Origin of the sequence: Rhizobium sp. 9140, from assembly GCF_900067135.1 — a bacterium.
In the GTDB taxonomy this organism is placed as follows: Bacteria; Pseudomonadota; Alphaproteobacteria; order Rhizobiales; family Rhizobiaceae; genus Ferranicluibacter.
This window is the reverse complement of the sequence record NZ_FJUR01000001.1, coordinates 2,205,557-2,219,058: the sequence shown is the minus strand read 5'-3', so window position 1 is coordinate 2,219,058 and position 13,502 is coordinate 2,205,557. Positions and strand designations below refer to the sequence as shown.

General features: G+C 62.5%; 12 protein-coding genes. 3 read left to right on the top strand and 9 right to left on the bottom strand.

Going from position 1 to position 13,502, the window contains the following annotated elements; all coding sequences use genetic code 11:
• Positions 1 to 91: 91 nt before the first annotated feature.
• The 6 genes from GA0004734_RS10460 to GA0004734_RS10435 all read right to left on the bottom strand — a co-directional run bounded on the left by GA0004734_RS10460 (position 92) and on the right by GA0004734_RS10435 (position 6,958).
• Positions 92 to 1,561 (bottom strand): aspartate aminotransferase family protein, encoded by a 1,470-nt coding sequence (locus GA0004734_RS10460; RefSeq protein WP_092933498.1) that lies wholly within the window; start codon positions 1,559 to 1,561, stop codon positions 92 to 94.
• 15 nt (positions 1,562 to 1,576) lie between these two features.
• Positions 1,577 to 2,593, bottom strand: a complete 1,017-nt coding sequence (locus GA0004734_RS10455) for an NAD-dependent epimerase/dehydratase family protein (protein WP_092933496.1) — start codon at positions 2,591 to 2,593, stop codon at positions 1,577 to 1,579.
• The gene (locus tag GA0004734_RS10450) at positions 2,590 to 3,030 is read right to left on the bottom strand and encodes an EamA family transporter (protein ID WP_092933494.1); all 441 of its coding nucleotides are present in this window, start codon (positions 3,028 to 3,030) and stop codon (positions 2,590 to 2,592) included. The genes GA0004734_RS10455 and GA0004734_RS10450 overlap by 4 nt, the downstream gene beginning before the upstream one ends.
• A gap of 126 nt (positions 3,031 to 3,156) precedes the next feature.
• Positions 3,157 to 4,470 (bottom strand): FAD-binding oxidoreductase, encoded by a 1,314-nt coding sequence (locus GA0004734_RS10445; RefSeq protein ID WP_092933492.1) that lies wholly within the window; start codon positions 4,468 to 4,470, stop codon positions 3,157 to 3,159.
• Between the two features lie 20 nt (positions 4,471 to 4,490).
• Positions 4,491 to 5,933 carry a UbiA family prenyltransferase gene (locus GA0004734_RS10440; RefSeq protein WP_092933490.1) on the bottom strand — a complete coding sequence of 481 codons (1,443 nt, stop codon included), beginning with the start codon at positions 5,931 to 5,933 and terminating at the stop codon, positions 4,491 to 4,493.
• Positions 5,934 to 6,061: 128 nt separating this feature from the next.
• Complete coding sequence (locus tag GA0004734_RS10435) at positions 6,062 to 6,958, bottom strand: phospholipase (protein WP_092933488.1); 897 nt, start codon at positions 6,956 to 6,958, stop codon at positions 6,062 to 6,064.
• 145 nt (positions 6,959 to 7,103) lie between these two features.
• Between GA0004734_RS10435 and parE the strand changes: the two genes are divergently transcribed.
• A complete protein-coding gene (gene parE, locus GA0004734_RS10430) occupies positions 7,104 to 9,224 on the top strand; it encodes a DNA topoisomerase IV subunit B (protein ID WP_092936165.1) in 2,121 nt (706 codons plus the stop codon).
• A gap of 28 nt (positions 9,225 to 9,252) precedes the next feature.
• Here the strand turns inward: parE and GA0004734_RS10425 are convergent, their stop codons facing one another.
• On the bottom strand, positions 9,253 to 9,711 hold the full coding sequence (locus tag GA0004734_RS10425) for a GNAT family N-acetyltransferase (protein WP_092936163.1): 459 nt from the start codon (positions 9,709 to 9,711) through the stop codon (positions 9,253 to 9,255).
• 223 nt (positions 9,712 to 9,934) lie between these two features.
• Between GA0004734_RS10425 and GA0004734_RS10420 the strand changes: the two genes are divergently transcribed.
• Positions 9,935 to 10,417, top strand: coding sequence for a hypothetical protein (locus GA0004734_RS10420; RefSeq protein ID WP_245292390.1), 483 nt, complete (start codon positions 9,935 to 9,937; stop codon positions 10,415 to 10,417).
• Between the two features lie 34 nt (positions 10,418 to 10,451).
• Here GA0004734_RS10420 and GA0004734_RS10415 read toward each other — a convergent pair whose 3' ends face one another.
• Positions 10,452 to 11,474, bottom strand: coding sequence for an NAD-dependent epimerase/dehydratase family protein (locus GA0004734_RS10415; RefSeq protein WP_092933486.1), 1,023 nt, complete (start codon positions 11,472 to 11,474; stop codon positions 10,452 to 10,454).
• A 144-nt stretch (positions 11,475 to 11,618) separates the two neighbouring features.
• Positions 11,619 to 12,746, bottom strand: coding sequence for a DUF2336 domain-containing protein (locus GA0004734_RS10410; protein WP_092933484.1), 1,128 nt, complete (start codon positions 12,744 to 12,746; stop codon positions 11,619 to 11,621).
• 75 nt (positions 12,747 to 12,821) lie between these two features.
• On the opposite strand from GA0004734_RS10410, the gene GA0004734_RS10405 reads away from it, so the two are divergent.
• Positions 12,822 to 13,484 (top strand): hypothetical protein, encoded by a 663-nt coding sequence (locus GA0004734_RS10405; protein ID WP_092933482.1) that lies wholly within the window; start codon positions 12,822 to 12,824, stop codon positions 13,482 to 13,484.
• The last annotated feature ends 18 nt before the right edge of the window (positions 13,485 to 13,502 follow it).

Genomic DNA, 13,502 nt, shown 5'->3' with positions numbered 1-13,502 from the left:
CCGGTCGTGGAAAGCATTCATCACGCATGGAACATCGGAATCAGAAACGCGGGCGGTTCCCCGCCCGCGCGCCATATTCTCAGTCTTGGCCTCAGCCCATCTGACTGCCGACGAAATCCTTGACGATCCGAATGATGCCGCGGCCGAGGAGATCGTCGAGCGCATCGACGAACTGATCGACATGGGCGCGCTCGCAGATCAGCGGCGGCTCCAGGCGGATAACGTTGCGGTTGTATTCGGTGAAGGCGACGAGCGTGTCGTAGTCCCGCAGGAGCAGCGCGCCGATGAAACCGGAGAGCGAGCCCTTGAGCTTGTCGTCGAGCATGCCGATGACGGGTCGCAGCACTAGCGGCATCGTCTGGCTGAAGTCCTGGAACTCGAGCCCGACCATGAGGCCCTGCCCCCGGACCTCCTTGATGATCTTTGGATATTTCTCGCGCAGTGCGTCGAGCCGGGCCAGCAGGTAGGCGCCCTGCTCCGCCGCATTGTCGATCAAGCCGTCGTCATACAGAATGTTCAGCGCTTCGATGGCGGTGACGCAGGCCTCGCCCATACCGCCGAAGGTCGCCATCGCGTGGATCATCGCCGTCTTCGGCGTGCCATAGGCTTTCATATAGATCTCGCGCCGGGCGATCATGGCGCCCACGGCCGCCTTACCGCCGCCGAGCGACTTGGCGAGCGCGGTGATGTCCGGCACCACATTCTCATGCTCGAAGGCGAAGAACCGGCCCGAACGGCCGTAACCGCACTGGACCTCGTCCGCGACCCAGATGACGCCGTAGCGGTCGCAGAGCGCGCGGAGTTCCGTCCAGAAACCATCGGGTGCGCGTATGATGCCACCGCCGCCCTGGATGGTTTCCAGAACGATCGCTCCGATCTGGGGATCGGCGCGGAAGGCGTTCTCGATTGCCTGGATATTGCCGAAGGGTACGCGGACAGTATTCCCGGAGACCGCGAAATCGGCGCGGTAGAGCGCGCCGTCGGTGATGTTCAGCACGCCCTTCGTCTTGCCGTGGAACGAATTCTCGGCATAGACCACCTTCGGCCGCTTCGGGCCGGCTGCGCGTTCGGCAAGCTTGACGGCGGCTTCCATGACCTCGGAACCGGACGAACCGAGGAAGACCATGTCGAGTTCGCCGGGCGATACGGTCGCGAGATTCTTCGCAAAGGCCGCCGCGTATTGCGACATGAAGGCAATGGCGATCTCGTGGCGGTTCTCATCCTGAAAACGCTTGCGGGCTTCGAGCAGACGCGGATGGTTGTGACCGAAGGCGAGCGAGCCGAAACCGCCGAAGAAATCGAGGATCTTCCGGCCGTTCTGGTCGGTGTAATACATCCCCTCGGCGCTCTCGATCTTCACCTTGTGGAAGCCTAGCAGCTTCATGAAGTGGAGCTGGCCGGGATTGACGTGATCCTTGAAGAGGGTCGTCATTTCCGGAACGGTCAGGGCCTTGGCGTCCTCGACCGTCAGGAGATCGGGCTTGGCAACCGGTTTGCGCACGGGCTGGGGGGCGTCGATGGCGGTGGAGTCAACGAGGACACGGGCGGGCGTATCGAGCATCTTGATCGTTCCCTCTTATTCGGCCGGCAGGGCGGCGGGCGTGCCGACGGTGCCTTTGGATTTCTTCGCGCGATATTCGTCATAGGCGGCGATCAGCATGGCGCCGTCGTTGAACTGGGCCTTCCAGCCGAGTTCCTGCTTCAACTTGCCGGTCTCGCGAACGCACATCTCGTCGGCGATCAGGTACTGTTCCGGGTCCATGATCGGCAGGTTGATCGCATCGAAGGCAGCAAGCGTTGCCTTGACGGCAAAGCCTGGCGTGGGAATCAGGATGGATTTGGAGCCGGCATGCTGGATCAGACCGCCCAGAAGCTGGCGCACGGAGGGCGGATTGTCGGAGCCGAGATTATAGGCTTCGTTCGGCACGCCGCCCTTCCAGGCGAGACGCGCGGCTTCGGCGCAATCGAACACGGAGATGAACTGGTAAGGCGCCTTGCCCGAGCCGATCATCGGCACCGGCAGGTTGGCGTCGATCAGCTTGAACAGCTTTTCCAGGATGCCGAGGCGGCCCGGACCGATGATCAGACGCGGACGGAAGATCGAGATCCGCATGCCCTTCTCGCGATAGGCGTGGCAGAGTTGCTCCGTCGCCCACTTCGACTTGCCGTACTCGCCGAGCGGCTTGACCGGATGGTCCTCCGCCTGCGGCGATTGCACCGTGTGGCCGTAGATCATGTCGGTCGTGAACTGGACGAGACGATTGGCGCCCGAAGCCGCCGTCGCCTTCATGATATTTTCGGCACCGTAATAGTTGACCGGCCAGAAGAACTTCCAGCGTTTGGCGCGCACCTGCAGCGGCGACAGCATCTTGGCCGCCATGTTGTAGACCATATCGTCGGGGCCGATATCGACCTTCATCACCTGATCGAGATCCGTCACGTCGCAATGGACGAAGCGGACACGGCCATGGGCGTAATGCGGCAGGTCGGACTTGACGATGTCGGCAATCAGAACCTGTTCGCCTTCGTTGACGAGGCGCTCGGCGAGATGGCGACCGACGAAGCCGTCGCCTCCGAAAATGACGTGTTTCATGTCGGGCTCCCAATATGGATGGATTTTGTGGCCGGGGTATCGATCGCTGCGGCTTCCGCGGGCGTCGTGCGGCCGGACTGTGCGATGAGGACGGTTCCCACGCAGATGAAGCCGATACCGGCGATGCGCCAGGCATTCAGGTCCTCGCGGAAGATGAAGTAGGCGAAAACGGCGACGGCCACATAGGCAAGACTGAGGAAGGGGTAGGCGAAGGACAACTCGACCTTCGACAGCACGTAGAGATGCGACACCATCGAGATGGCGAAGGTGGCAAGCCCGGCAAAGACCCAGGGGTTGAACAGGATCTGAAAGAACCGCGCGATCGCGGTATCGGGCGTGAACGTCAAAGGACCGAGGCTCAGCATGCCCTGCTTCAGCATCAGCTGTGCCGCCGCATTGGTCAGCACGGTAAACAATATGAAGGCCAAATATTTCATGTCGTATTCCCTTTTCGGGCACCCTGTCCGGGCTCGTTCTTGGCTGGATTTCACCTTACGGAAGAGAATCCACTATTCGGTGAAACTTGCTGATTTCTTTTATTAAAATTGATCGTATCCCGTGCTTTAGACAGCCATAGCGGTGCGCCGCCAGAAGTCCGACATCATCGCGGGATCCCGCATCGACTCGAGCTTTCGCCATTCCGGGAAAGACGCCTCGAAGGTCTGCGGGCTCATACGCGCATCCTTGTAGGGGTTGACCGCACCGCCAGCAGACACAACGATCCGGTCGAGCCTATCGAGGAGCTTCAGGGTGCCCTCGCCCTGGTTGGCGAAATCGAGGGTGAGCGTGAAACCGGGGCGCGGGAAGGAAAACAGGCCGCGCGAACGGTGCTCGCCAAAGCGTTTCAGAACCGTCAGGAAGGAGCCATGTCCGGCGTCTCGGGCCGCTTCCATCAGCCGCGCGGTGACCGCAGGTGCGACATCGGCGGGATAAACGCTCTGGTGCTGGTATAGGCCCTTCGGCCCGTAAAGACGGTTCCAGTTCCTGATCGCATCGAGAGGATAGAAATAGCCGGACCATTTCACCGTCTCGACCGTCTCGCCGGGTTTCGCCTTGCGGATATAGGCGGCATTGAAGGCCGTAAGGGTCAAGCGGTTGAGAAGGCTGAAGGGCGGCGTGACCGGGACCGCGAGCGTGCGTCCGCGCGGCAGATCGGGGAATTCGCAGGAGGCGTCGGCATGGTCGCCGGCCAGGAGTATGCCCCTGCCCGCCTTGCGGCCCGTGGCCAGTTGATCGATCCAGGCGACGGAATATTCATGCTCGGCATCGACGCGGTCGATCATGCCGAAATAGTCTTCGAGGCTGTCGAAGCGGATGGCGTGCTGCTGGATGTGGGCTGAGGGCACCTTCATCATCTGGAGGTCGACATCAAGGATAAGGCCGGTCAGGCCCATGCCGCCGATCGTGGCGCTGAACATCTCCGGGTTCTCGGTCTCCGAGCATGTGAGAGTGCCACCGTCGGAGCGCAGCAGCGTCAGCCGCCGGATATGGTTTCCGAAGGTCCCGCGGGCGTGGTGGTTCTTGCCATGTACATCGTTGGCGATCGCGCCGCCAAGCGTGACATGGGCCGTGCCGGGGGTGACCGGCAGGAAGAAGCGATGCGGCACGGCGCGCGCGAGAATGGCCGACAGAGTGACGCCGGCTTCGGCGGAGAGAATGCCGGTACCCGGGTCGAAGGCGTGGATGCGACCGCGCTTGCGGTTGTCGATCAGGAGGCCCCGATCATTATGGCAGCTATCGCCATAGGAGCGGCCGTTGCCAAAAGGCAGATATCCGCCCGGTGCGGCCGTATGGATATCGTCCTCGAAGGCATCCGGGCTGATGGTATGGCGCCCGCGCGTGTCGAGGCGGCCCCAGCTGTCGAAATTCACGGCCATCGGTGTTTTCGTCGCGCCCGTCATTGAATACCGACCGCGCCGATCATCACCAGCACACCGCCTGCGGCCATGGTGGCGATGCTGCGCCAGTCGCGCATGATGAAAACGACCGGATCCTCATGCAGCGCGCCACGTCGGGCGAGCATCCAGATGCGCAGCAGCATGTAGAGGACCATGGGGCAGAGCGGCCAGAGCGCGGCGGGCATGCTGTACATCTGCTGCATCTCGACGCTGTGGATGTAGAGCGCGAGAACGAGCGCGGAGGCGAAGGCCGAGGAAACGCCGGCCTGGCCGACCATCTCGAAATCGACCTGCATATAGCCGCGCCCCGGAACCTGCGCACCGGCTTCGCCGCCATGCTCGTCCAGCTCGACATAGCGTTTCACCAGCGCAAGGCTGAGGAAGAAGAAGATCGAGAAGGCGAGAAGCCAGAAGGAAAGCTCCGTTCCCGTCGCCGTCGCACCTGCGACGATGCGGATCGTGTAAAGGCCCGCCAGCGTGAAGACGTCTACCAGCAGTTTCCGCTTTAGGAAAAATGTGTACGCCGTGGTAATTGCGAGGTAAATTCCAAGTGTCAGAATGAAGTTTCCTGGCATCGTCATCGTCAGCGCGCCGGAGGCGATGAGGAGACTTGCAGCGAGTGCCAGGCCGGTCGGGACGGACATGCGCCCGCTCGCCAGCGGCCGGAACCGCTTCTTCGGATGGCGGCGGTCATTCGTCAGGTCCGAGATGTCGTTGATGACATAGACCGCAGAGGCGAGGAAGCTGAAGGCAAAGAAGGCGAGGATCGTGTTGATCAGCGCTTCTTGCTGGAGGATGTCATGATCCAGCGCCATCGGCACGGCGATCAGAATATTCTTCGCCCATTGATGGATACGAATGGACTTCAGCGTGTCCTTGATACCGATCGTGCCGGTCTCAAGACGCTCGGCACCATGTCGGCGGCGCCATGTTTCCGCTGCGCGATCCGGTGCGACGACGATGGCCGTGCGGGCGGCATCGAACACGGCCACGTCATCCCGGCTGTTGCCCATGTAGTCGAACCCGGCCTCGCCATAGCGTGCGACCAGTTCCTCGCGCTTGCGATGGCTTGTGAGGTTGTGGGTGGATGAGGAATGCAGCACGCCGGTGAAGATGCCTGCATGGGCTGCGACATCCAGCGCCACCCGTTCGGCGGCGCCGGTGACGAGGACGATGTCGCGGCCGCTCGCCCGCTCCCGCTGCAGCCGCTCCATCACCTCGGGGCGATAGGGCCAGTCGCCACCCGTGCGTCCGGATCGGGCTGCGACCTCGTGTTTGAGATGCGCTTTGCCCCGCAACGCCCAGACGACGAGCGCGAACAGCATCAGCGGATTGCGAAACAGGACGACGGCGACGCCTTCCCACAGCGTATCGGCTGCGACAAGCGTACCATCCAAATCGACGCAAAGCGGAACAAGCCGTGTGTCGGTTCGCGCATCCATGATTGCACCCCGGTTTTTTCAACTGCCGGGAGACTGTCACGCCGTGCTTTCCGAAAGACGAACACGACCTGCAAAAGGGTTGGGACTTCAATCGGTGGTTAATGAAGGGAAAATCGCTCAGGTTGCATCTATCGCGAAAGGATCCAATTGATGGCATCCCGCCAGTCTGTCATCCTCACCGGCGTTCCGTGCGTGCCTGTCTGGAACAGGACGAAGCGCGTGGGGTAGCCGCCCTTCCTCAGACGCCCGTAGAGTGCAGCCTGATCCTCCGCTTTGTACGTGCCATCCGCGCTGCCATGGCTGAAGAACATGGGCATCTTGCGAGCGAAGGCCGCGCTCTTGCCGAAGTCGGGATCGGTCGCCCCGCCCATGATCATCATCCCCGAGAGTTGCTTGACCGCCGCGGCATTTCGCGTGACGCCCCAGCAGAGGAAGCTGCCCATCGACGCGCAGGACAGGATGATCGGGCGACCGGGAGAACGACGCGCCAGCGCATCGATCAGCCCGGCAATATCCGCAGCGCCATCCGTATCGAAAGAGCGGGCACTTGGCGCGTAATAGGCGCCGCCGTTTTCCACGGCGAGGTTCTTTAGCCGATTGAAGTTGCCGCCAAAGGAGTAGTCGTTTGCGCCCAGCCGCCGGTCGCCGCCGCGACCGTGAATGAAGATCACCGTGAAGGCGGCATTCTCCGGTGCGCCCACCCGGAACACATCGAGCCCGCGCCCGCCAATATCGACGGTCTCGTTCGCCTGCACGCGCTTGATTCCCAGAGAGACATAGGGCCGCTTGACGCGTCGTTCGGGGATCTCGTCCCGGCCATTGATGTCACGCATCTCGTCGTAGTCTACCGTCAGCCAGTTTCCGTCGTCGCGTGATTCCAGAATGCGACCATATCCGAAAAGGTCGTCCTTGAACGGCTTCAACGTCGCAGCGCCCGCCTCGGTGAAGCCCATGGCAAGGGCAAAAACCAGGGCAAGAGCGCGCGATGCGGCGATGCGTTTCAAAGAAAGTGTGGACCGGGCCATGTCTTGTTCCCTTTTTGATCTCTTTGGCGCGCTTGGCTCTTTCGCCGGACGGCCGGCCCTTGTATGAAGAGGCGGGCAGACGACGGACAGGCGATGCCCGACCTACAGGATCAGCCGACACATCGAAAGACGTTTGACGCACCAGATGACGGACAGCAACGACCTTTTCGCGAACACACCGCCCGCTCCCCGGAAGCCCTCCGAGCCGAAGACGCTCGACCCGACGTCGTCTGCCGGTAAGGCAGCGGATGCAAAACCCGGCGCCCCGGCGAAGGCAGAGGAACCGAAAGCAGCCACGCGTGCTCCGGGAACCCCCGCCTCTCAGCTGAAGGCCGACACGGGCGATTACAACGCGTCTGCTATCGAAGTTCTTGAAGGCCTCGAGCCGGTCCGCCGTCGCCCCGGCATGTATATCGGTGGCACGGACGAGAAGGCGTTGCACCATCTGTTCGCCGAAGTCATCGACAACTCGATGGACGAAGCCGTGGCGGGCCACGCCAATTTTATCGACGTCCATCTCGACGCCGAAGGGTGCCTCGCGGTGACCGACAATGGTCGCGGCATCCCGGTCGAGAACCATCCGAAATTTCCGGGCAAGTCGACGCTCGAAGTGATCATGACCGTGCTCCATGCCGGCGGAAAATTCGACAGCAAGGTCTACGAGACATCCGGCGGTCTGCATGGCGTCGGCGTGTCGGTCGTCAACGCACTGTCCGATGTGCTGGAAGTGGAAGTCGCGCGCAACCGGCGGCTCTATCGCCAGCGTTTCTCTCGCGGCATCCCGCAGGGCGGCCTTGAGGAACTGGGCGACGTACAGAACCGGCGCGGCACCCGCGTGCGTTTCCATCCCGACCCGGAAATCTTCGGCCCCCACGCCAAGTTCGAACCGGCACGGCTCTTCCGCATGGCCCGCTCCAAGGCCTATCTCTTCGGTGGCGTCGAGATCCGCTGGTCGTGCGATCCGGCGCTGGTCGAGGGAACGGACACGCCTGACAAGGCGGTCTTTCACTTTCCCGGCGGCTTGAAGGATTACCTCAAGGCGACGATGGGTTCCGAGTTCACGGTGACGCGCGAGATCTTCTCCGGCAAGACGGAAAAGACCGGCGGCCATGGCGCGCTCGAATGGGCCGTGACGTGGTATGGCGGCGATTCGGTCGTCCACTCCTATTGCAACACCATTCCGACGCCCGAGGGCGGGACGCATGAAGCGGGCCTGCGCATCGCGCTGACCAAGGGTCTCAAGGCCTATGCGGAGCTGACGCAGAACAAGCGCGCGGCGATCGTCACCACGGACGACGTGATGATTTCCGCCGCCGGCATGCTGTCCGTGTTCATCCGCGAGCCGGAGTTCGTCGGTCAGACCAAGGACAAGCTCGCGACGGTCGAGGCGCAGCGCATCGTCGAGAACGCGATCCGCGATCCGTTCGACCATTTCCTCGCCGGCAATCCGCAGGAAGCGGCAAAGCTTCTGGAGTGGGTGATCGAGCGCGCAGACGAGCGCGTCCGACGCCGCAAGGAAAAGGAAGTGACCCGCAAGAGCGCGGTGCGCAAGCTGCGCCTGCCGGGCAAGCTTGCCGATTGCTCGCAGAACTCGGCACTGGGTGCCGAACTGTTCATCGTCGAAGGCGATTCGGCCGGTGGCTCGGCCAAGCAGGCGCGCAACCGCTCCAACCAGGCGATCCTGCCGCTGCGCGGCAAGATCCTCAACGTCGCCAGCGCCGGTCGCGAAAAGCTGGGCGCAAACCAGCAGATCTCCGATCTCGTGCAGGCGCTCGGTTGCGGCACGCGGTCGAAATATCGTCAGGAAGACCTGCGCTACGACCGCGTCATCGTGATGACCGATGCCGACGTGGACGGAGCGCATATCGCCTCGCTGCTGATCACCTTCTTCTATCAGGAAATGCCGGAACTGATTCGCGGCGGTCATCTCTATCTCGCGGTGCCCCCGCTTTATCGCATGACGCAGGGGACGAGGACGCTCTATGCGCGTGACGACATCCACCGGGTCGAGCTGATGGAGAAGGAATTTACCGGCCGCGGCAAGGTCGAGATCGGACGCTTCAAGGGCCTTGGCGAGATGATGCCGGCGCAGTTGAAAGAAACGACGATGGATCCGGCAAAGCGCACGCTCCTCAAGGTCTCCATCGATGATGTCGATTTCGAGGGAACGCGCGACGCTGTGGACAATCTCATGGGAACCAAACCGGAAGCCCGCTTCCGCTTCATCCAGGAACGGGCTGTCTTCGCCGAAAACCTCGACATCTGATCGGCAACGTTGTGTCCGTCCCTTTTGATCAGGCGACGATCTTTTCCATGAAAAGGCTGAGCGGATCGGGCTTGTAGCTTCCGAACGGCTCGATGTCGCGGTAGCCCGCCTTGCGGTAAAGACTGATGGCTTCCGGCTGGTAGATCCCGGTTTCGAGCCGGACCGTCGTCAGTCCGGTGTCCCGCGCGGTCTGCTCGATCGCGTCCAGGAGAGACCGTCCTGCGCGCATGCCACGCGCCTTCGGGTCGACGAACATCCGCTTGATCTCGCCGCTGCCATCACCGGCCGCCACCAGCGCGCAGCAGCCGATGATGGCGCCGTCATGCCGCGCGACGAGAAACGAGACTTCCGGCTTTTCCAGCGTCTCAAGATCGACCAGATGGTTGCTCTCCGCCGGGTAAAGCGACTGGGCGTAGGCGTCCGACTGGTTGAGAAGATCGATGACGTCAGGTTGACGCGGGGGTTCTTTTCGAATGTCCAGAGTCACTTGGCTTCGTTTCCTGAGAAAGAGAATCTGCAAGGTGAAGAGCAGCAAAAGCTGCTTCAGCTGTTTCTATACCGATTCTGACAGCGATCCAGAGGGTACGATGACGGCTTGTGCGTGCTGCGGTGAAGCCAAAACGAAATCGATGACCGCTGGGATGTTCGCGCCATAATTCCGAGCTACGATTTGTTTACCATCGTCTTCGAAACAGGAGAGAGAACAGATCATGGTGACTGCAGCGCTTGTCGTGATGACGATTCTCGGATGTGACGACAGCGTCAGCCAGTGCCATTACGTCGATACGGTAAAGGGCTCATGGGAAACGGTGGCCGCCTGCGACGACCAATCCCAGCGAAAGCTCCCCGCCTATTCGAATGCCAGTTATCCGGTGATCGTCGCCATGTGCGAGAAGACCGTGGACGCATCGATTGCAACGGCAGCGGAAAACGACACCGTCGCTCCTTCCACACCCCCGCTCGCCTCCACGCCCTCGCCGGCATCCCTCCCGACAGCAGCATCTGCGAACGCACCACCCGCTCCACATCCGGCCGATGCCGCCTCTGGAGAGCGTCAGCCGCTACCCCAGCGGGCTTACGCAATGATCCGCGGCGTGTTGCCGGACACGCAGAAGATCCGCCATGCGATGTCCGTTCCCGTTCACTATCTGGGTGACGGCTATTCCTGGGTTGCAACGCGAATCGCCCGTTGACGTCCGGCGAACGGCGCCCTCGACGTGCCTGCGGTCAGATGATCAAGCCGGCAGCAATCAGGCTTGTGGCGGTTCCCGCGATGGTCTCGCGCTCCGGGCGCGTCGTCCAGCCGAGCAGGCGTCGTGCCTTTTCGCTGTTCACGCGGTTGTCGCGTCCAAGCTCCTTCACGATCATGGCAAGGCCGGGATGCATGGAGGCTGCAGCCTTGGCCGTCCAGTTCGGAACGGTCATCCCGGGCAACTTCCCCCCTCTCTCGGGAACCGCCTCGCGGAGAATGGCGACGATGTCCGCGATGCTCAGCGACTGCCCGGCGATGATGAACCGCTCGCCGATCGCGGCCTCGGTCTGGAGCGCCAAGACATGCGCCGTCGCGACATCGCGGACATCGACGATGGGCACGGAAAACTTGGGCATGGCGGGATAGCGGCCGTTCAGCAGATTGCGCACGGTCCCGACCGAGGTCGCCACCGTCTTTCCGATCATCGGACCGAGGATCATGCCCGGGCAGAGCACCGTCAGGTCGAGACCCAGCGCTTCGGCCTCGGCCCAGGCGGCGCGCTCGGCGAGCGTCTTCGACGCGTAGTAGACGGTGGCGAACTTGCCGTCCGCGTCCGTCCAGTTGCGCTCGTCATAGGGGGCCACGCCATCGCCATACATGACGGCGGCAATCGATGAGGTCAGCACGACGCGGCGAATACCGGCGTCGGCCGCTGCCCTTAAGACGCGCCGGGTGCCCTCGACAGCCGGCCGAATCACGTCCTGCGGATCGTCCGGCGTCTTGGCCGGAAAAGGCGATGCTGTGTGGAACAGAGCATCGGCACCGTTCAGCGCCGCCGACCAACCGTCATTGGATTCCAGATCCGCGAGGGCGACAGTGAGATTGTCGGCGGGCTGTCCGTGCATCTCTTCAAGAGCCATCCTTGCCTGCTTGCCGCGAACGGCCGAGCGAAAGGTTCCGCAGACAGCATAGTCCTGCCGCAAGAGGGACAGCGTCAGATGGCGGCCAAGAAACCCACCCGCACCGGTGACGACGGCTCGCCGATTCGCTTCGGACATGGAGCTTCTCCTTGTGCAATAATCTTCGCCATTTCCGGCGTCACCCATGCCTTACAGTATCCCGTCAGCAATCGGAATTCGTTGCCGGACGAAAGCCTTCCGACATGCGGCGTACTCGAGCCGATGGGACGACGCGCGCCTGTGTCAGGCCGCCTGTCGTGCAGCCAGTTGCGCGTAATCGCGGGCGAAGCGCCGCTGCTCGGCGATGGCGAGCTTTTCCACACATTCCGACAAGCCGGAGCTATCCGGCGTCTGGCGCAGGCGATGGACGAGGACTGCGGCGATGGACGCTGCGGGGAGATGGCTGCCCTGTCGTCGCTCTCTCCGCCAGATCAGGATGGCTTCTGCGAAAAGCGCACCGATCTCGCGACCAAGACCGCCCGATTCGAACAGAGCCTGGAGCGCTTGCGTCCGTCCGTCCGAGAGAATGGAGCGCACCCGCTTTTCGCCAACATGGGTCAAGTCCACGATGGCGGCTGCGAAGAAGTCGATGCGGCCATGGCAAAGTGCGTTGACCAGCAAGGCAGGCGTCAGGCGTCCGGTCGTGCGGAGTTCCGCGATCAAGGCTTTGATATCCACGTCCGCGACCTCGCCCGCCATGTCGATGGCGGCGGTTTCGCAGGCCTGCCGAGCTACACGCTGTAGGCGTTCGGTCCCGACCACGGCTTGGAGGAAAGCCACGCCGTTCAGCGCGGTGCCCACATGCTCGACCAGAACCTGCCGCGCATCTGCCGGCAGATCCTCGCGCTCCAGAAGCATGTTGCGCACGGTGCAAACATCTCCATGACGATCCGCGAGACGCTTCAGGGTTCGGCGCGAAATGTCGGCCGAGGAATTTTCGAGGAGGATCACGACCTCCGGCACACCGCCGATTTCGCCGATGGCAGCCGCCACAGTGCGAGATACCGTTTTCCGGGAGGCGATGAAGGCGCGCAGCTCGGGCGTTCCGCGCGCCGCAAGATCGATCAGATCGTCATCGGAGAGAACGGGGGAGCGGGTGGCGACGGCGAAGGCGATCTCCGGCTGGTCTTCGGCCAGCGACAGAATGATTGGACGTGGGGCGTCCCTCGCCGACGCCAGCGCTTCGGCAAGGGCCAGACGCACCTTTGGTGAGGGATCGTCCAGAAGAAAGGTCATCGCCATATCGGCTGCATGCCGGTCGATCCGGTTGCCATCCTTCGCACAATAGGCGCGCGCCAGGGCGCTGGCAGCGCGGGCGCGGTCCGTTGCCTTTGCGGTTTCGACCCAGCGGAGAAATGCTTGTATGATCACCGACGCCCCACTACGCAAAACGAACAAATGCTGATGTCGTCACGTTAAATGCGAAACGTTTAAGATTGGTTCACCATGTCGATTAACGCCAGCGAAACCGGTCCGATCGTGCGGCTGACCCCGGGCGATACGCCAGCTGACGCAGCTTTTGCCGTCGTGATCGGGTTGGAAGACCCTGTTCCGACACCGCGCCCGCAGCGTCTGCTCCTCGAGGTTAGCCTCGATGCGGTTGAGCGAGACGATACCATAGCCGTTTTCGAAACGCTCCGCCCGGATGGGATCTTGCTGCCAGACTGTCGGGGACGCGCCGATCTGCAGGCGGCGGACATCGCGCTCGGCGTGATCGAGGCCGAAGCGGGCCTTGGGGCCGGCAGTCTTTCGATCCTTGCTGTCTTCGGCACGTCACCGGCAAGTTTCCTCGGTACCGAACGCCTGTCCGGCGCGTCGGCGCGCCTGATCGCGCTGGTGCTGGACGAGGACGCACTTGCCGATGCCCTCGGCCTGCCGGGAAAGGCGGCTCGGTCCACATCCCCGGCCGTCATCATGGCGCGTGGCTACATGATTCTGCAGGCTGTGAGCGCCCGCGTACCCTGTTTCTGGTCCCTGCCCTCGGGAGAAACCGATGGGTATGCGCTGGAGCGCCTGCGCGATTCCGCGCTGGATCACGGATTCCGGAACGTGCTTTTGCGGACGGCGGCGCAATGGGTAACGCTGGGGCAAGACAGCCGCGCGGACTGATATTTTCGAGCGGGGCGT